The 16,737-nt window shown below is 73.8% G+C and carries 16 protein-coding genes; 4 read left to right on the forward strand and 12 right to left on the reverse strand.

The window, feature by feature from the left end:
- Nucleotides 1-115: 115 nt before the first annotated feature.
- Nucleotides 116-466 (reverse strand): ArsR/SmtB family transcription factor, encoded by a 351-nt coding sequence (locus ACFWIS_RS34370; protein WP_380463832.1) that lies wholly within the window; start codon nt 464-466, stop codon nt 116-118.
- Nucleotides 467-776: 310 nt separating this feature from the next.
- Between ACFWIS_RS34370 and ACFWIS_RS34375 the strand changes: the two genes are divergently transcribed.
- The gene (locus ACFWIS_RS34375; protein WP_380463826.1) at nt 777-3,728 is read left to right on the forward strand and encodes an ATP-binding protein; all 2,952 of its coding nucleotides are present in this window, start codon (nt 777-779) and stop codon (nt 3,726-3,728) included.
- A 312-nt stretch (nt 3,729-4,040) separates the two neighbouring features.
- Here ACFWIS_RS34375 and ACFWIS_RS34380 read toward each other — a convergent pair whose 3' ends face one another.
- Nucleotides 4,041-4,544, reverse strand: coding sequence for an FG-GAP repeat domain-containing protein (locus ACFWIS_RS34380; RefSeq protein WP_380463828.1), 504 nt, complete (start codon nt 4,542-4,544; stop codon nt 4,041-4,043).
- A gap of 923 nt (nt 4,545-5,467) precedes the next feature.
- Nucleotides 5,468-6,865, reverse strand: coding sequence for an amino acid permease (locus ACFWIS_RS34385; protein ID WP_380463834.1), 1,398 nt, complete (start codon nt 6,863-6,865; stop codon nt 5,468-5,470).
- Between the two features lie 401 nt (nt 6,866-7,266).
- Between ACFWIS_RS34385 and ACFWIS_RS34390 the strand changes: the two genes are divergently transcribed.
- Nucleotides 7,267-7,491 carry a hypothetical protein gene (locus ACFWIS_RS34390; protein ID WP_380463830.1) on the forward strand — a complete coding sequence of 75 codons (225 nt, stop codon included), beginning with the start codon at nt 7,267-7,269 and terminating at the stop codon, nt 7,489-7,491.
- 109 nt (nt 7,492-7,600) lie between these two features.
- Here ACFWIS_RS34390 and ACFWIS_RS34395 read toward each other — a convergent pair whose 3' ends face one another.
- Nucleotides 7,601-8,542, reverse strand: a complete 942-nt coding sequence (locus tag ACFWIS_RS34395) for a deoxyribonuclease IV (RefSeq protein ID WP_380463416.1) — start codon at nt 8,540-8,542, stop codon at nt 7,601-7,603.
- A gap of 334 nt (nt 8,543-8,876) precedes the next feature.
- Between ACFWIS_RS34395 and ACFWIS_RS34400 the strand changes: the two genes are divergently transcribed.
- The gene (locus ACFWIS_RS34400; protein ID WP_380463418.1) at nt 8,877-9,956 is read left to right on the forward strand and encodes a nitrous oxide reductase family maturation protein NosD; all 1,080 of its coding nucleotides are present in this window, start codon (nt 8,877-8,879) and stop codon (nt 9,954-9,956) included.
- Nucleotides 9,957-9,982: 26 nt separating this feature from the next.
- A complete protein-coding gene (locus tag ACFWIS_RS34405) occupies nt 9,983-11,017 on the forward strand; it encodes a methyltransferase (RefSeq protein ID WP_380463420.1) in 1,035 nt (344 codons plus the stop codon).
- A 67-nt stretch (nt 11,018-11,084) separates the two neighbouring features.
- Here the strand turns inward: ACFWIS_RS34405 and ACFWIS_RS34410 are convergent, their stop codons facing one another.
- The 8 genes from ACFWIS_RS34410 to ACFWIS_RS34445 all read right to left on the reverse strand — a co-directional run bounded on the left by ACFWIS_RS34410 (nt 11,085) and on the right by ACFWIS_RS34445 (nt 16,717).
- Complete coding sequence (locus tag ACFWIS_RS34410; protein WP_380463421.1) at nt 11,085-11,777, reverse strand: class F sortase; 693 nt, start codon at nt 11,775-11,777, stop codon at nt 11,085-11,087.
- Between the two features lie 124 nt (nt 11,778-11,901).
- The gene (locus ACFWIS_RS34415) at nt 11,902-12,342 is read right to left on the reverse strand and encodes a hypothetical protein (RefSeq protein WP_380463424.1); all 441 of its coding nucleotides are present in this window, start codon (nt 12,340-12,342) and stop codon (nt 11,902-11,904) included.
- 347 nt (nt 12,343-12,689) lie between these two features.
- Nucleotides 12,690-13,019: a TcmI family type II polyketide cyclase gene (locus ACFWIS_RS34420; protein ID WP_317621160.1), complete on the reverse strand. Its 330-nt coding sequence runs from the start codon at nt 13,017-13,019 to the stop codon at nt 12,690-12,692.
- Nucleotides 13,016-13,471 carry an SRPBCC family protein gene (locus ACFWIS_RS34425; RefSeq protein WP_380463426.1) on the reverse strand — a complete coding sequence of 152 codons (456 nt, stop codon included), beginning with the start codon at nt 13,469-13,471 and terminating at the stop codon, nt 13,016-13,018. The genes ACFWIS_RS34420 and ACFWIS_RS34425 overlap by 4 nt, the downstream gene beginning before the upstream one ends.
- Nucleotide 13,472: 1 nt before the next feature.
- Nucleotides 13,473-13,733 carry an acyl carrier protein gene (locus tag ACFWIS_RS34430; RefSeq protein WP_380463428.1) on the reverse strand — a complete coding sequence of 87 codons (261 nt, stop codon included), beginning with the start codon at nt 13,731-13,733 and terminating at the stop codon, nt 13,473-13,475.
- A gap of 40 nt (nt 13,734-13,773) precedes the next feature.
- Complete coding sequence (locus ACFWIS_RS34435) at nt 13,774-15,015, reverse strand: ketosynthase chain-length factor (protein ID WP_380463430.1); 1,242 nt, start codon at nt 15,013-15,015, stop codon at nt 13,774-13,776.
- Between the two features lie 5 nt (nt 15,016-15,020).
- Complete coding sequence (locus tag ACFWIS_RS34440) at nt 15,021-16,277, reverse strand: beta-ketoacyl-[acyl-carrier-protein] synthase family protein (RefSeq protein ID WP_380463432.1); 1,257 nt, start codon at nt 16,275-16,277, stop codon at nt 15,021-15,023.
- A complete protein-coding gene (locus ACFWIS_RS34445; RefSeq protein ID WP_380463434.1) occupies nt 16,274-16,717 on the reverse strand; it encodes a cupin domain-containing protein in 444 nt (147 codons plus the stop codon). Before ACFWIS_RS34445 ends, ACFWIS_RS34440 begins: the two co-directional genes overlap by 4 nt.
- Nucleotides 16,718-16,737: the final 20 nt, after the last annotated feature.

The following is a 16,737-nucleotide window of genomic DNA, read 5'->3' on the forward strand; positions in this document are numbered from 1 at the left end:
CACCCCCCAGGTCATGCGATCGACAGGGGGCAACAGTCATGCCGGACCCGGAGGCCAGGAGCCCCGTTTCAGGGCCACGAAGAAGGTAACGGGGGCTCCAGCGGAACGAGCGGGCCTATGCCCCGTGCTCGGTGGGGCCGGTGTCGCCGCGCAACTCGTCCAGGAGCTCGGCGCGGTCGGTGAGCAGGGTGCCCAGGATCGAGCGGGTGACCGCCAGGAGCTCGGCGACCTCGGGTGTGGTGAGGCGATAGAGCACCGTGCCGCCTTCCCGGCGGGAGGCGACCAACCCGGTGCGGCGCAGGATCGCCAGTTGCTGGGACAGGTGCGCGGCCTCGATCCCGACCTCGGGCAACAGCTCCGCGACGGCCTGCTCACGTTCGCTCAGCAGCTCCAGCACCCGGATCCGAGCGGGGTGGCCGAGCGTCTTGAAGAACTCCGCCTTGTGCTGGTAGAGCGGCACGCTCACCACCGGGGGCTGCCGCGAGGTGGGCGAAGTCACCGGGCTCACCGTTCCCGTCCGGTGTAGGTGGTGCGGAACATCATCACCGCTGACTCTAGCAACCCCGCGCGTGCTTGATCATCCGGTCCCGAAGCGCCCGGCGCCCCGAACGGAGCGAGCGGCGTCCGCCCCCACCGACTGACCGGCAGCGCACGGGCCCCGCGCAGGCGGGCCCGATAGCGTTGCGCGGGGCCGTTGCTCGGTGTCCGCACCGCTGCCATGATCACGTGTGCGGGGAGCGGCCTGTTCGAGTGACGAGCGTGAGGGGCTGGAACCGATGGGGATGACGTTCGGGGTGCTGGGTCCGCTGGCGGTCGCCGTGGACTCGGAGCCGCAGGCGTTGCCCCGGGCGGCGGTGCTGCGCGGGCTGCTGGGCGCGCTGCTGCTCGCGGAGAGCGAGCGGCTGTCGGCCGCGCGGCTGCTGGAGCTCGTGTGGGCCGGGCAGACCGACCGGGTCGGCCGGGGCGCCGTGCACACCGGGGTGTCCCGGTTGCGCGGGTGGCTCGCGACGTTCGGGGACGGCACGGTCGTGCTGGAATCCGACGCCGAGGGCTACCGGCTGGCCGTCCGCCCCGAGGCCGTCGACCTCGGGCGCTTCCGGCGGCTGGCCGCCGACGGGGAGCCGGCCGCCGCGCTCGACCTGCGGCGCGGCCCGGTGCTGGCCGGGCTGGACCGGCTCAACCGCGAGGACCCGCTGCTGACGGCGGTCGAGGAGACCGTCCGCACCACCGCCCTCACCCTCGCCCGCACCGCCGACCCCCGCTGCGCCCTGCCGGCCGTGACGGCGCTCGCCGAGGAGCACCCCTTCGACGAGCCCGTGCAGGCGGCCCTCCTCGAACTGCTCGCCGCCGACGGCCGCCCCGCCGAGGCGCTGCGCCGCTTCCAGACGCTGCGCCGGAGGCTGGCCCAGGAGCTCGGGATCGAGCCGGGCGAGCAGGTCCAGAGCGTCTTCCTCGCGCTGCTGGCCCGCGATCACGACGGCGCCCGACCGGCCCGCGCGCCGAGCCAACTCCCGCCCGACCTGCCGGACTTCACCGGCCGCGAGGAGCACCTGCGGCTCGTCCTCGCCGCCCTGTCCGAGGGCCGCGTGCCGGTGGTCTCGGGCATGGGCGGCATCGGCAAGACCGCTCTCGCCGTCCACGCCGCCCACCGTGCCGCCGCCGACTACCCCGACGGCCGCCTCTACGCGGACCTGCGCGGCGCCGACGACGAACCGGCCGACCCGGCCCGCGTGCTCGCCGCCTTCCTGCGCGCCCTCGGCGCCGACGCCCGGGAGATCCCCGAGTCCCTCGACGAACGCGCGGCCCTCTACCGCACCCTGCTCGCCGACCGCCGCGTGCTCGTCCTCCTGGACAACGCCGCGGGGGAGGGCCAGCTCCGGTCCCTGCTCCCCGGCAGCCCGGCGCAGCCCGGAACGGCCGCGCTCGTCACCAGCCGCGCCACCCTCACCGCCCTGCCCGGCGCCCGGCTCATCGACCTCGGCGGGTTCGACGCCGCCCACGCCGAGACGCTGCTGCGCCACATCGTCGGCGACGCGCGGGTCTCCACCGAACCCGTCGCCGCCGGGCAGATCGCCGACCTGTGCGGGGGCATGCCGCTCGCCGTCCGCATCGCCGGGGCCCGCCTGGCCGCCCGCCCGCGCTGGAGCCTCGCCCGCCTCGCCGAGCTGCTGCGCGACGAGCGCCGCCGCCTCGACGAGCTCGCGGCCGGTGACCTGGCCGTGCGGGCGGGCTTCGCCGTCGGCTACACCCGGCTGCCGGAGTCGACCCGCCGCACCTTCCGCCTGCTCGGCCTGCTCGACGCACCCGACTTCGCCCCCTGGGCCGCCGCCGCGCTCGCAGACATCCCCTTGGAAGAGGCCGAGCGGCAGCTGGAGGAGCTCATCGACGCCCAGCTCCTCCAGGAGACCGGCACCGAGCCCCACCTTCGCTACCGCTTCCACGACCTCGTCCGGCTCTACGCCCGCGAGCACGCCCAGGCCACCGACGACCCCGCCGATCGCGCCGACGCCCTCGAACGGGCCTTCGGCGCCTGGCTCTGGCTCGCCGAACAGGCCGGCGACCAGGTGCCGGGGCCCTGCTTCGCCGCGATCCACAGCGCCGCCCCGCGCCGCCCGCTGCCGGACGGCCCCGCGGCGCGGCTGCTCGACGACCCGATGGCCTGGTTCGACGTCGAGCAGCCCGCGCTCAACGCGTGCGCCCGGCAGGCCGCCGCGCTGCGCCTCGTCCCGACCGCCTGGGACCTTGCCGCGTGCCAGGAGAAGTACTGCGACGTCCGCGGCCTCTACGACGACTGGCGCACCACCAACCTCGCCCTCCTCCAGGTCTGCAAGGCGGCCGGCGACGTCGTCGGCACGGCCGTGCTCACCCGCGGCCTCATCGAGGTGACCACCTGGGCGACCCCCGCCGACGGGACCGAGGCGATGGTCGCGCTGGACGGCCGCGCGCGGCAGCTTCTCGATCTGTTCGAGCAGGTGGGCGAACCGCGCGGCGCCGCCGACGCCCTCGTCCTGCTCGCCTGGAGCCTGGTCGCCCAGGGCCGCGCACGCGAGGCCCTCGACACCGCCCACCGCGCCCTGGACCTCGCCGCCGGCCACGACCACCCCGGCGGAGTGGCCAAGGCGCACCAGATCATCGCCGTCGCCCACGGCGAGACCGACCTCGGCCGCACCATCGAGCACCTCACCGAGACGCTGCGCCTGGCGCGCATGATCGGCAACGTCCGCTTCGAGGCCACCGCGATCCAGTTCCTCGGGGCCGCCCACGGCCGCGCGGGCGACGTCGGGCGCGGGTGCGACCTGCTCATGAGCTCGCTCGCGATGGCCCGCTCGCTCGGCGACAGCTACGCCGAGGCGTTCTCCCTGCTCTACCTGGCCACGCTCCACGCGAAGACCGGCGACGACCGGGCGCGGCAGACGGCGGAGGCGGCGCTGGCCATCGCGCGGCGCTTCGAGTTGGGCCACCACCTCGCCCAAGCCCTGGGCATCCTGGGCGAGTTGGACCTCGCGGCGGGGCAGCACGAAGCGGCCGTCGCGCACTTGGAGGAGTCCGTCCTGCTCTGGCGGGCCCGCGGCTGGCGGTCGTTCCTCGCCGAGGCGCTGCGGGCGCTCGGGCGCGCCTACGAGGCGGCGGGGCTGGCCGGGCCCGCCGAACGGGTGCGGCGTGAGGCCCGGGAGCTGGGCGAGGGCCCGGCGAACGGCGACGCGGACGCGCTGTCGCACGACGGGTGAGCGCCGCGGATGGCTCACGGACGGTTCGGCTGGTCCACGGACGGTACACACCCGCGGCCGGGTCCGTCCCCTGCGCGGACCCGGCCGTCCCCCCCACGGGTGTGTGCCTCGAATGTAGGCAGGGGCGTCTTACCGATCGCTTACCGATCGCTCACCGCTGCACCGGCGAGGCCCTCCGCCGGCCGGCAGGTGCCGGTCCCCGCCTCGCGCAGTGGGCGCGGTCGGGTGGCCGGACCGTTGCCGGGGCCACCCGACCGCGGCGGGTGTGAAGGGGCTACGGCCGGTGATCTGCCGCCCTTCGGTGGATGTCGGTCAGGCGAGGACGGTACGGGTGGGATCGTTCCGGCCGGTGTCGACGGTGACACCGTCGGCCCGGTTTCCGCTGATGCCGTCGATGGTGCGGGAGGCACGCAGGTTCCCGTTGGCGTCGATCGAGATGACCTCGGCCCTGCCGTCGCCGTTGAGGTCGGCGAAGCGGATGCGGGCGGGGCCGTTCCAGCCGGAGCCGACCTGCCGGGACGAGCCGTAGCCGGAGCCGGTGTTCGGCCAGGCCGTGAGCGTCCCGTCCGGGTTGTCGACGACCAGGTCCTTGCGACCGCTGCCGGTCAGGTCGGCGAAGAAGACCCGGGACGGATCGGCCTGGAGGCTCTTCACCACCTGTGCCGGCGCCCACTTGAACGCGAGCCCGTCGATGTTCCCGAACTGTCGGAGGTCCCCGTCGGCGTCCGCGGACACCAGGTCGGCCTTGCCGGTGCCGCCGCTGTAGAACGGCGCACGGGCGTAGCCGAGGAGGCCCTCCCGTGCGCCGCCGGCCATCCTGTGGACGCGTCCCGTGTCCGTGGCGATGAGCTGGGTGTCATCGGGCAACCCGTGGACCGACGTGACCGGTTGGGGTCCGGTCGGCTTCTGGGGGGACCTCCCCGGGGTACCCCAGTTCGTCCGTCCCGGACGGTGTCCCGTCCTCCCGTCCTCCCGCCCTGGACGCCACCGCCGCCACCACCTCTGTTGAGACCGAGCGGCACCTGGCCCGCCATGGGGTTGCCGCAGCCCGGGCTCGGCACGCTCTCCACGTCGTCCAACAGCGTGCCCAGGACGGCCTTGCCGTTGCTGACCCCGACGGAGCAGTTCGAGCGTACGTAGTTCTCGGTGATGTCGACCGACACCTGAACGGAACCGGAACGCCAGTACACCTTGGTCCTGGGCGGTACATCGAGCTGGAGGTCATGGGAGGTGGTCCATGAGTCCTTGACGGAGAAGGAGGCACCGAGCTTGGGCTCGTCGACCGCCCGAGGTTCACGGACGGTACGGGCGGGCCTGGAGCATGAACTCGCCCGGAGCAGGGCCGCGTTGGAGGTTCTGGGAAAAGCGCCGGCGCTCTTGGAAACGATCTCCGAGAGCGCCGACTGAGGCACGCCGCCGGCCCGGTCGTGGAGGAGGCGTTCACCGCTGTCGAACACGGGTTGGGCACTACGGCCGTGTACCGGCTGACCGGTCGCTCCGGCGCGATCCACTACCGCAGACCGCGGCCACCGCCTGTGCGGGAGCCCCGGTCTCCGCAGGTCCAGCCGTCGGCCCTGACGGCCGAAGAGCGTGATGCGGTAGTGGCGTTGGTGAACGGCCCCGAGTGCGTCGGACTGCCGCCCGCGCAGATCTGGGCCCGTGAGGGACCTCGCGGGAGAGCCCCTTCCGGTGAGGAGTGCCGTTCCGTAGCCGCGATCCCGGCGGGTCGCGGACAGGACCTAGCGGCGGCGCCCGGCCAGCCAGACGTACACCAGGACGCCGGCGAACAGGAACAGCACGCCCTGGTAGACGGCGGCGTAGCCGGCGCCGGCCAGCAGCCAGAGCGAGAAGGCGAAGGCGCCGAGGCCGAGGACGGCGTCGCGCACCAGGTGCGGGCCGTTGACCTTGTCGGTTGCGCCGCGGACCAGCCAGTACAACTGGGCGGCGGTGGACAGCAGATAGGGCACCACCGCGGTGAAGGTGGTGACCAGCACCAGCATGTTGAACGCGCCCTTGGCGCCGCTGGCGAAGTTGGCGATGGTCAGCACCGAGGCGAGGGCGACGCTGACGATCACGCCGAAGGTCGGCACGCCGCGCTTCTCCCGGCCGAAGGCGGCCGGGAACAGCCCGTCCTTGGCGGCCGCGTACGGCGCCTGGGCGGCGAGCAGGGTCCAGCCGTTGAGCGCGCCGGTCATCGAGATCAGCGCGGCGACGGCGATCACCGTGCCGCCCCAGGTGCCGCCGAACATGCCGTTCATGGCGTCCGAGAACGGCGCGCTGGAGCTGACCAGTTGCTGGTGCGCGACGGTGCCGAAGACGGCGAGGGTGCCCAGCAGGTAGACCACCGCGGCGCCGCTGGTGCCCAGCACGCTGGCCCGGCCGACGTTGCGCTCCGGGTCGCGGACCTGCCCGGCGCTCATCGCGGCCGACTCCACGCCCAGGTAGCTGAACAGCAGGATCGCCGCGGCGGCCGTCATGCCGCCCATCCAGCCCTGGCCGCCGGCGTCGAAGGGCCCGATGTTCTTCGGGTCGAAGAAGAACAGCCCGCCCACCGAGATCAGCAGCAGGGGGATGAACTTCAGGACGGTGGAGACGAGTTGGACGGCGCCGACGAACCGGGTGCCGGCCAGGTTGGCCAGCGCGGGCAGCCACTGGAGGGCCAGCGCGGCGGTGATCTCCAGCGCGATGTCGTGGTGCAGCGGCACCAGTACGTCCAGGTAGCCGACGGCGGCCACCGCGAGCGCGGCGTTGCTGACCCAGGTGGTGATCCAGTACGACCAGGCCGACAGGAACCCGGCGAAGTCCCCGAAGGCCTCCCGGGCGTAGACGTACGGCCCGCCGGTGCGCGGGTTGCGGCGGGCCAGCTGTCCGAAGACCAGGGCGAGGGCGATCGCTCCCACGGTGAGGACGACGAAGGCGAGCAGGCTGACCGTCCCGAACGGCGCCACCGCGGCCGGGATCATGAAGATGCCGCCGCCGATGATGTTGCCCATCACCAGGGCGGTGGCGGTCGGCAGCCCGAAGCGGCGGCCGTTCTGCGGGGGAGCGGGGGTGACCGGCTCCGGGCCTGCCGGGTCGAGGCCGGCCGGAGCGCTCGGTCGGGTCGCCTGCCGGGCTGCGGCGGGGCTGGTCTGCATGAGGGTGGTGCGCCTTTCGTGGTCCTGCTCGCGCTCGGTGGAGCGACCGTTCATGCTCGGACTGCGCGGCACCTTGCACCAAATCGATGGGATTTGTTCATTCCGCCCGGCGGATCGCCGCAAGACTTGCGGTCCCGGGCCGCTCGGACGGGCACTCGTCCGGGGCGCCCCGAGAAGCTGTTCGACCCGGAATGCAGGCGTACGACCGCGTTCGTCCGGCAGGGGGAGATGTGTCACCCGAATGTCCCAGCGCGGTTGCGGCGCGCGCCTCCGGTGCGGGTTCGTGTGCCAACCTTGGCCCGGCGCCTCCCGGTGGGGCGTCGCCCGGCCCGTCGAATCGGCTCGAACTGGCCGTTCGGGGGCGCGGGTCGAGGACCAGAGACAAGCCAAAGGGACATCAGATGTCGCTTCGTGGGAACATCCGCAAGTTCGCCGTGATCACCGTGGTGACGGGTGCCGCCGCCCTCGCGGCGCCGGCGCCGGCGATGGCGAACTGGCACGCGTCGCACTCGTCGACCGGGCAGAGCCTGGAGATGGGCAGCGCCGGTGTCGGCCTGTTCGGCCCGCACGCCAACTGGACCAACGTCCACGCCCACACCGAGGACGACTGCATCGGCGACTGCTGATCGACTGATCGACGGGTGAGCCCGGGACCGCGTAGCGGTCCCGGGCGCACCCGTGCTCGCCCGCCGCAGCGGGTCGGGCGGGCGCCGGCGACAGCCGCCCCGGCGGGCCTCAGGCCGGTACGGCCGCCCGCTCGCGCAGCTCCCGCAGCACCGCGATGTCCATCGCGTGCCCGGTGCCGTCCCCGCCGTGCTTGCGGTCCGGGGTCTCCACCAGCAGCGGCACCCCGGCCGTCTCGGGGTGCTCGAACAGCTCCCGGAACGGCTCCGCGCCGATCATCCCGGCGCCGATGTTGGCGTGCCGGTCCTTACGGGCGCCGACCACGTCCTCCGAGTCGTTGGCGTGGATCAGCCGCAGCCGACCCGGGCCGGCCGCCGAGGCCAGGGCGTCCAGCGCGGCCGTCACCCCGCCGGGAGCGGCCAGGTCGTGCCCGGCGGCGAAGGCGTGGCAGGTGTCCAGGCAGACGCCCACCTTGGGGTGCCCGTCCAGGGCCTCCACGTACTCGGCCAGCTGCTCCAGCCGGGAGCAGAGCGAGCTGCCCTGCCCGGCGGTCGGCTCCAGCAGCAGCCAGGGGGCGTCGTCGCCGAGCGCGTCCAGTTCGTCCAGCAGCGGCCGGACGTCGGCGCGCACCTGGGCCATCGCCTCGGCCCGGCGCGAGCCGCCGCCGGGTGCCGTCCCGACCGCCGAGCCGGTGTGCAGCACGACGCCGAGCGCACCGATCGCGTGCCCGCGGTGCAGCGAGTGCCGCAGCGAGTCGGCCGAGCGCTCCCGGGTGGCCGGGTTGTCCGAGCCGAAGTTGATCAGGTACGGCGCGTGCACCCAGGCCGGGATGCCCTGCTCGGCGCAGGCGGTGCGGAACTCCTCGTCCTGCGCCGGGTTGCCCGCGGGGGTGGCCCAGCCGCGCGGGTTGGCCACGAACACCTGCACCGTCTCGGCGCCCACCCTGCGGGCGTACGCCAGTCCCGTGCCCGCCAGGCCGCGGCCGGCCACCGGGACGTGGGCGCCGATCGGATTGCGGAGGGCGGCGGCGGTCGGTCCGGGCGCGGTGCTCATGCCCCCGAGGATGCCACGGGCCCGGCGGGCGACGGCGCGCGGGCCCGTCCTGGCGCCGGGTAAGCGCGCCACGCCGGGGCGTCCCACCGGCGGCCGACGCCCCGTCAGTCCGGCAGCCCAGCCCTGGTGGCGGCTCCCACGGGGCGCCCGTACCGTCGACTCGGCCGCACTCACCGAACGTCACCGCCCGCACACGCCGGGTCGGAACGCCTCCCGGGCAGCACGTCCCCGCTGCCCCACCTCCGTACCGCCGCACGTCCCACCGCCGCACCGTCCCCGCTGCCCCACCCGCCGCACCCGCCGCACCAAGCGCGCCGAAAGACAGGTCACCACCATGCCCACCCGTCGGCTCCACCACCTCGCCGCGGCCACCGCCGCGGCCACCGCCCTGACCACCGTCCTCGCCACCCTGGCCGCCGTCCCCGCGGCCCAGGCCGCCGATGGCGCGGTGCTCTTCGTCCAGCCGGGAGAATCGATTCAGCGAGCCGTCGACGCCGCCCACCCCGGCGACACGATCCAGCTCCTCCCCGGCACCTACCGCGGCAGCGTCCGCATCGCCACGCCCGACCTCACCCTGCGCGGCTCCGGACCGGACAGCGTGATCACCCCCGGGGACGGCACCGAGAACGCCTGCGCCACCGCCGGGCACGGCGTCTGCGTGGTCGGCACCGAGGCCGCCCCGCTGCCCGGCGTCACGGTGGAGGCCCTGGCCGTCACCGGCTTCCGGAAGAACGGCATCGACGCCAGCGGCACCACCGGCCTGACCGTCCGCGCCACCTACGTCCACGACAACGCCCAGCAGGGCATCAGCCAGGAGATCTCCACCAAGGCCGCCATCGTCGGCAACCGCTCGGTGGACAACGGCCAGTCCGGCGTCTTCCTCGCCAACTACGCCTACCGCGAGGGCGGCGCGCCCGACACCGGGGGCACCGTCGTCGAGGGCAACGAGCTCACCGGCAACCGGGTCGGCGTCACCGTGCGCCGACTGCGGGTGCTGACCGTCCAGGGCAACCGGATCAGCGGCAACTGCAGCGGCGTCTTCGTGGTCGGCGACGAGGGCGTGCCCCGCGCCGGGGACCTCGACATCCGGCGCAACCGGGTGGTCGCCAACAACAAGTTCTGCCCGGCCAACCCGCGCCTCGGCGCCATCCAGGGCGCCGGCATCGTGCTCACCGGCACCGAGGACGCCCGGGTCACCGACAACGAGGTCCACGACAACGTCGGCGCCTCGGACTTCTCCGGCGGCATCGTGCTCTTCAAGAGCGCCGTCGGCATCCCCAACACCCGGGCGACCGTCGCCGACAACCACCTGAGCGGCAACGGCCCGGCCGACCTCGCCGACCGCGACTCCGGCACCGACAACTCCTTCGCCCGCAACACCTGCTCGGTCTCCGAGCCGTCCGGCCGTTGCTGACGACCCCGATCGAGAAGGACCAGCCCATGACCACCGCACCCGTCAACCCCACGCCCCAGGCCGCGATGCGCCTGCGCGAGCTCGTCTTCGGCGCCGCCTGCGCCGCCGCCGTGCGCGCCGCCGCCCGGCTCGGTGTCGCCGACGTCCTCGGCGACACCCCGACCGCCGTCACCGAACTCGCCGCGCGGCTCGACACCGAGCCCCGCCAGCTGCGCCGGCTGCTGCGCGCGCTCACCTGCTACGGGCTCTTCGCCGAGACCGGCGACGACTGCTTCGAACACACCGAGATGTCCCGGCTGCTGCGCGAGGACGCCCCCAACTCGCTGCGCCACATCGCCCTCTGGTGCACCGAGCCGTGGACCTGGGAGGCCTGGCCGAAGCTGGACGAGGCGGTGCGCTCCGGGCGCAACGTCTTCCCCGAGCTGTTCGGAAAGGAGTTCTTCGACTACCTGCACAGCGACGCCGGCGACTCGGCGAAGGTCTTCGACAAGGCGATGACCACCTCCAGCCGCCAGTCCGCCATGGACTTCGCCGGCTACCTGGACCTCACCGGCATCGACTCGGTCGCGGACATCGGTGGCGGCCAGGGCCACGTGCTGGCCAGCCTGCTGGAGAAGCACCCGGCCCTGCACGGCACCCTGCTCGACCTCCCCAAGGTCGTCGCCGGAGCCGACCCCCGGCTGCAGGACGGCGGCGCCTTCTCCGCCCGCGCCCGCCTGGTGCCCGGCGACTGCCGGGTGGAGATCCCGGTGCGCGCCGACCTCTACATCATCAAGAACATCCTGGAGTGGGACGACGACAGCACCCGCCGCACCCTCGCCAACGTGGTCGCCGTGGCCCGCCCCGGCGCCCGCGTCGTGGTGGTCGAGAACCTCGTCGACAACAGCCCCTCGATGCGCTTCACCACCGCCATGGACCTGATGCTGATGCTCAACGTGGGCGGCGCCAAGCACTCCGAGGACAGCATGGTCCGGCTGATGCAGGAGGCCGGCCTCGACGTCGCCGCCGTCCGCCCGGTCAACCCCTACCTGCACGCCTTCGAGGCCACCGTCCGCGGCTGAGCCGCCCGGCCCGTACGCGACGGCCGCTGTTCCCCACGGGTCGGGGAGCAGCGGCCGTCGCGTGGGTTCAGGCCTTGTGGGAGGACTCCAGGTGGGCGAAGACCACCACGTTGTCCAGGTAGTCCCGCCGTTTCTTGTCGTAGGTGCCGCCGCAGGTGATCAGCCTGAGCTGGGCGTCCGGGGTCTTGCCGTACACCTTCTGGTCCGGGAAGGCGTTCTTGGCGAAGGTCTCCACCGCGTCGACGGTGAAGACCGCCACGGTGCCGTCCGCGCGGCTCACTTCGACCTTGTTGCCGGGCAGCAGCAGGCTCAGCAGCAGGAAGACCGCCGGGCCCTTGGTGGTGTCCACGTGCCCGGCGACGACGGCGCTGCCGCGCTCGCCGGGGGCGGCGCCGTCCCGGTACCAGCCGACCAGGTTCTTGTCGTCGGGCGGCGGCGCGTTCAGCTGCCCGGCGGGGCCCAGGGTGAGCTCGGTGAACGGCGCGTCCACCGCGATCTGCGGGATCCGCAGCCGGGTCGGCTTGGAGCGCTTGAGCACCGGCGAGCCCGGCGCCGCGGGCGAGGCGTTCGCGGTGGTGGCGGCCGCCACCGCGCCCGGGACGGCGGGGGCGACGGCCGCCGGGGGAGCGGCCTGGCCGACCGTCGTGTCCCCGTTCGGCCCGGTGTCCACCGAGTTGTAGATCAGCAGCAGGCCGACCGCAGCCGCGCCCATGCCGCCGCGCAGCAGCCGGGGCATTCCGGACCCGGGACCGCCCGTCATTCCTGTCCTCCGCTCGACGTTCCTTCGTCGGGGTTCCGCAACGGCCCGCCGCCTCCGTGCGCCCCACCCCGGCCGGGGGAGGCGCCCAGAGGCGGCATCAGGCAGCAGGCATCAGCCGGCAGGGTCAGGCGACCGCGCCGGACGTACGGCGGCCGCGGCGCAGCGCGTACGCGCCGGCCCCCAGGCCGCCGAGCAGCAGCACCGCGCCGGAGGCGAGGCCGCCGCCGGACAGCGCCAGGCCACCGCCGCCGGTGTGCACGCCGCCGTGCGGGGAGGCGTACTCCTCGTCGCGGCCGCCGGAGCCCCGGCCGTCACTGCCCTTGTGCTCGTCGTTGCCCTTGTGGTCGTCGTTGCCCTTGTGCTCGCCCGATCCCTTGTGCTCGTCGGAGCCGCCGGACTTCTTGTCGTCGTAGCCGGAACCGCCCTTGTTGTCGGGCTGCTTCTCCTGCCAGGTGAGGTTCTTGCCCTGGTCCGAGGAGGAGCCGTCGGCGAAGGCCATGGGGGTGCCGACGGTGAGGACGGCGGCGACGGCCGCTCCGGCGAGCAGCGTACGTGCAGAACGCATGAGGATGATCCTTCCGGCGCGCGGACCGCGACCGCCGGCACGATGCCGGGCAAGGGGACTCGCGGAAAGTGGCGCCTGATCCACCGTCAACCACGGTGCGGCCGACTGCCACCGGAGCGTGGCAGCACCGGTACGCTCCGTGCGCCCTTCGGGTGGAGTCCGGGGCGTGTTCACCCGGGTGCCCCGGCGATCCGGGTGAACCTGGCGTGGCGCCGGGTGGTAGTGGCGCCACACGTCGCCGCCGGGTGGTACTGGCGCCCCGCGCCTCCGGGTGGTGGGCGCGCGTGGGCCCGCCCCCGGCGCACGGCCGGGGGCGGGCCCAGAGGGACGGCGGACCGCGGTGGCGGTCAGCGGTCCCAGCGGTAGAACTCGCGAGCCATGGCGTCCTTGGGCTCGCGCCAGGTGGCCGGGTCGTACGCCTGGACGTAGGCGGTGAGGCGGTCGCTGACGGTCCGGAACTCCGGGTGGCCGAGGACCTTGGCGACGGCCGGGCCCGGCGGGCGGTCGGCCTCGATCAGGTGCAGGTAGACGTCGCCGAACTGGAAGAGGCTGCGGCCGGTGACGCCGATCAGGTGCGGCAGCTCGCCCCGGTCGGAGTCGGCGAACACCTCGGCGATGTCCGGGGCGGCCTCGGGCTTCATCCGGGCGACGATGAGGGCGCGGTGGGTCCCGGTCATCGTTCGGCCGCCCGCTTCTCGACCTTCTCGCGGATCAGCTGCATCTGGATCCGGGAGTTCTTGTTGATGTGGTTGACCATGCCGTCGTCGTCCACCGGCGCGGTGGGCTTCATCGCGAAGTCCTGGATCCAGCGCATCCTGGTGCCGGCCGGGACCTCCGCGTACTCCCAGCGGATCTCCATGAACTCGAACGGGCCGGGCTCGACCCGGCGGGCCCTGACCGCGAGCGAGGAGCGGTCGGTGGTGCGCTCGGAGACCCAGCTCCAGACCTTGCCGTTCTCGTCCGGGTGCATGGTGAGCCGGAACTGCACCCGGTCGCCCTCGCGCTCCAGCACCTCGACCGAGGCGTACTCACTGAACAGCTCCGGCCAGTTCTCCAGGTCGTTGGTGATCTCCCAGACCAGGTCGACCGGGGCGTTGATGACGATCTCGTTGTCGGTGTGGCCGGGCATCTCAGGCACCTGCCTTCGCGGACAGGGAGGCGTTGACCAGCTCCAGGAACTCGGCCGGGGTCTTGGCGCTCTCGGCGCCGGAGGTGACCTTGAGGCTGTGCCGGTTCTCCAGCTCGCCGACGATGCCGAGCAGTCCGAGCGAGTCGACGCCGAAGTCGTCGAACTGGGCGCCCGGCCGCTCGAGGTCGCTCGGGTCGACGGTGACGCCGGCCCGGGACTGGAGTAGGGCGGCCAGTTCGGGATAGCTGAGGGTGTTGCTCACGGGGTTCCCTTCGAAGTGCGGTGGATCGGGGGTTCAGGGGTCAGGACGGCTCGCCGCGGCGGAGCACCAGCGCGGAGTTGGAGCCCATCAGCCCGCGGCTGAGCACCAGCGCGGTGCGCAGTTCGGCCGGGCGGGCGCGGTCGGTCACCAGGGCGAGGTCGTGGCAGACCTCGGTGACATTGGGGGTGGGCGGCAGCACGCCGTCCTCCATGGCCAGCACGGCGGCCGTCACGTCCAGCATCGGGGCGCCGCAATAGGCCCTGCCCGTACCGGACTTGGGGGCGGTGACCGGGACCCTCTCGGCAGCCGGACCGAGCGTGTCGGCCAGTGCCAGGGCCTCGGCCCGGTCGGCGGCGCGGACGCCGAGCGCGTCCGCGAAGACCACGTCGATCTCCTCGGGCGCGATCCGGGCCTCGTCCAGCGCGATCCGGATCGCGGCGGCCAGCCCCTCCCGGGACTCCTCCCAGCGGGAGGCCCCGGTGAAGGTGGCGCCGTGCCCGGCCAGGTACGCCCGGACGGCGGCGCCGCGCCGCCGGGCCGCCTGCTCGTCCTCCAGCAGCAGCATCGCGCCGCCCTCGGCGGGGGCGAAACCGCAGGCCTGGGCGGTGAACGGCAGGTAAGCCGCGTCGGGCCGGTCGGCCAGGCTCAGCTCGGGGTAGCCGAGCTGGCAGACCATGGAGTACGGCGCCAGCGGGGCCTCGGCGGCGCCGACCACCACGGCGTCGGTGCCGCGCTCGACCGAGCGGGCGGCGTGCGCGAGGGCGTCCAGGCCGCCGGCCTCGTCGCTGGCGACCACCCCGCACGGGCCCTTGTAGCCGCCGCGGATCGAGATCTGGCCGGTGCTGGCCGCGTAGAACCAGGCGATGGACTGGTACGGTCCGACGAACCTCGGCCCCTGGCCCCAGAGTTGCTGGAGTTCGCGCTGGCCGAACTCGCCGCCGCCGGAGCCCGCCGCGGTCACCACGCCGACCGCGAAGGGGTCTTCGGGGTCGGGCCGGAACCCGGCGTCGGTCACCGCCAGGTCGGCGGCGGCCATCGCGTAGTGCGTGAAGCGGTCGGTCTGCACGAGGTAACGGCTGTCGATCACCGACTGCGGCTCGAACTCCCTCACCTCGCCCGCGACTTTGAGCGGCAGCTCGGTGCAGCCCTCGCGGGATATCCGGTCGAGGACGCTCACGCCCTGCCTGGTGGCCTTCCAGAAGGCGTCGGCACCGACACCGTTCGGCGCCACCACGCCGAGACCGGTGACCACCGCCCGGCGGCCCTGCTGACGTGACGTCATGGATCTCACCCCGTTCTGTTGAGCACGACGGCGGACTGGAATCCGCCGAATCCGCTGCCGACCGAGAGGATGTGGCTCAGCGGCAGCTCACGCGCGGTGCGCGGCACGTAGTCGAGGTCGCACTCCGGGTCGGGAGTCTCGTAGTTGGCGGTCGGCGGCACCACGCCGTGGGCCAGCGCGAGGGTGCAGGCGACCACCTCGATCGCGCCGATCGCGCCGAGCGAGTGCCCGACCATCGACTTGATCGAGCTCATCGGCGTCCTGAAGGCGTGGTCGCCCAGCGAGCGCTTGACCGCGGCGGTCTCGTGCCGGTCGTTCTGCTTGGTGCCCGAGCCGTGCGCGTTGACGTAGTCGACGTCGGTGCGGTCGACCTTGGCGTGGTCGAGCGCGTGGTCGATCGCCCGGGACATCTCCAGCCCCTCCTTGGTGAGGCCGGTCATGTGGTAGGCGTTGCCGAAGGTGGCGAAGCCGCCGATCTCGCCGTAGATCCGGGCGCCCCGGCGGCGGGCGTGCTCCAGCTCCTCCAGCACCAGGACGGCGCCGCCCTCGCCGAGGACGAAGCCGTCCCGGTGGGCGTCGAAGGGGCGGGAGGCGTGCTCCGGGTCGTCGTTGCGCTCGCTGGTGGCCTTGATGGCGTCGAAGCAGGCGACGGTGATCGGCGAGATCGGGGAGTCGGAGGCGCCGGCGACGCAGATGTCGGCGCGCCCCTCCTCGACGGCCTGGAAGCCGTAGCCGATCGCGTCCAGTCCGGAGGTGCAGCCGGTGGAGACGGTCTGCACCGGGCCGTGGGCGCCGACCCGTTCGGCCACCGCGGAGGCCAGCGTGCTGGGAGCGAAGGCCCGGTGCAGCTGGGGCTCGGCGTGCCGGTGGTCCACGTCCCAGCGCGCGCCGGTGGCGCTGACCAGGGCGTAGTCGTGCTCCAGCCGGGTGGTGCCGCCGACGGCGGTGCCGAGCGAGACGGCGATCCGCCACGGGTCCTCGACGGCCAGGTCCAGGCCGGCGTCGGCGACCGCCTCGGCGGCCGCGACCATCGCGAACTGCACGTAGCGGTCGGCCCGTCGGACGTCCTCCGGGGTCAGTCCGTGGGCCGCCGGGTCGAAGTCGCACTCGGCCGCGATCCGGGAGCGGAACCCGGCCGGGTCGAAGAGCGTGATGCCCCGGGTGGCGGTGCGGCCGGACGTCAGGAGCTCCCAGAACGCCGGGATGCCGATCCCTCCGGGCGCGACCACACCGATTCCCGTGACGGCGACCCGCCGCGTCACGAGACCACCTTGGCGGGTTCCGGCGGGCCCGAGGCGGCGCTCTCCCCGGTGCCTGCGGACTCCTCGGTGCTCACGTGGCCGAGGTCGGGGCGCGGGGCGAGCGGGCCGCAGTGGAAGACCATCCGGGCCTCGGTGTCGCCGACGTTGCGGAAGCGGTGGCGCATGTTGATCGGGATCATCAGCCCCTGGTCGGGCTTGAGCGGCCGGGTCTCCCCGTCCAGGTCCACCTCGAGGTCGCCGGAGACGACGAACACGAACTCCTCGGAGTACGGGTGGTAGTGCTCGTTGATCCGCTCACCGGGCTTGATGATGGCCAGGCCCATGAAGCCGCTGGTCGCCCCGCAGCTGGGCGGGGTGAGCATGGTGCGCAGCTCGGCGCCGTGGCGGCGGTTCTCCGGGGCCTCGTCGAGGTTGATGATCCGCGGGTACTGCGTGGTCATGATGGTTGTCCTCCGAGAGG

The sequence above is a fragment of the Kitasatospora sp. NPDC127060 genome (assembly GCF_042724935.1).
Classification (GTDB): Bacteria; Actinomycetota; Actinomycetes; order Streptomycetales; family Streptomycetaceae; genus Kitasatospora.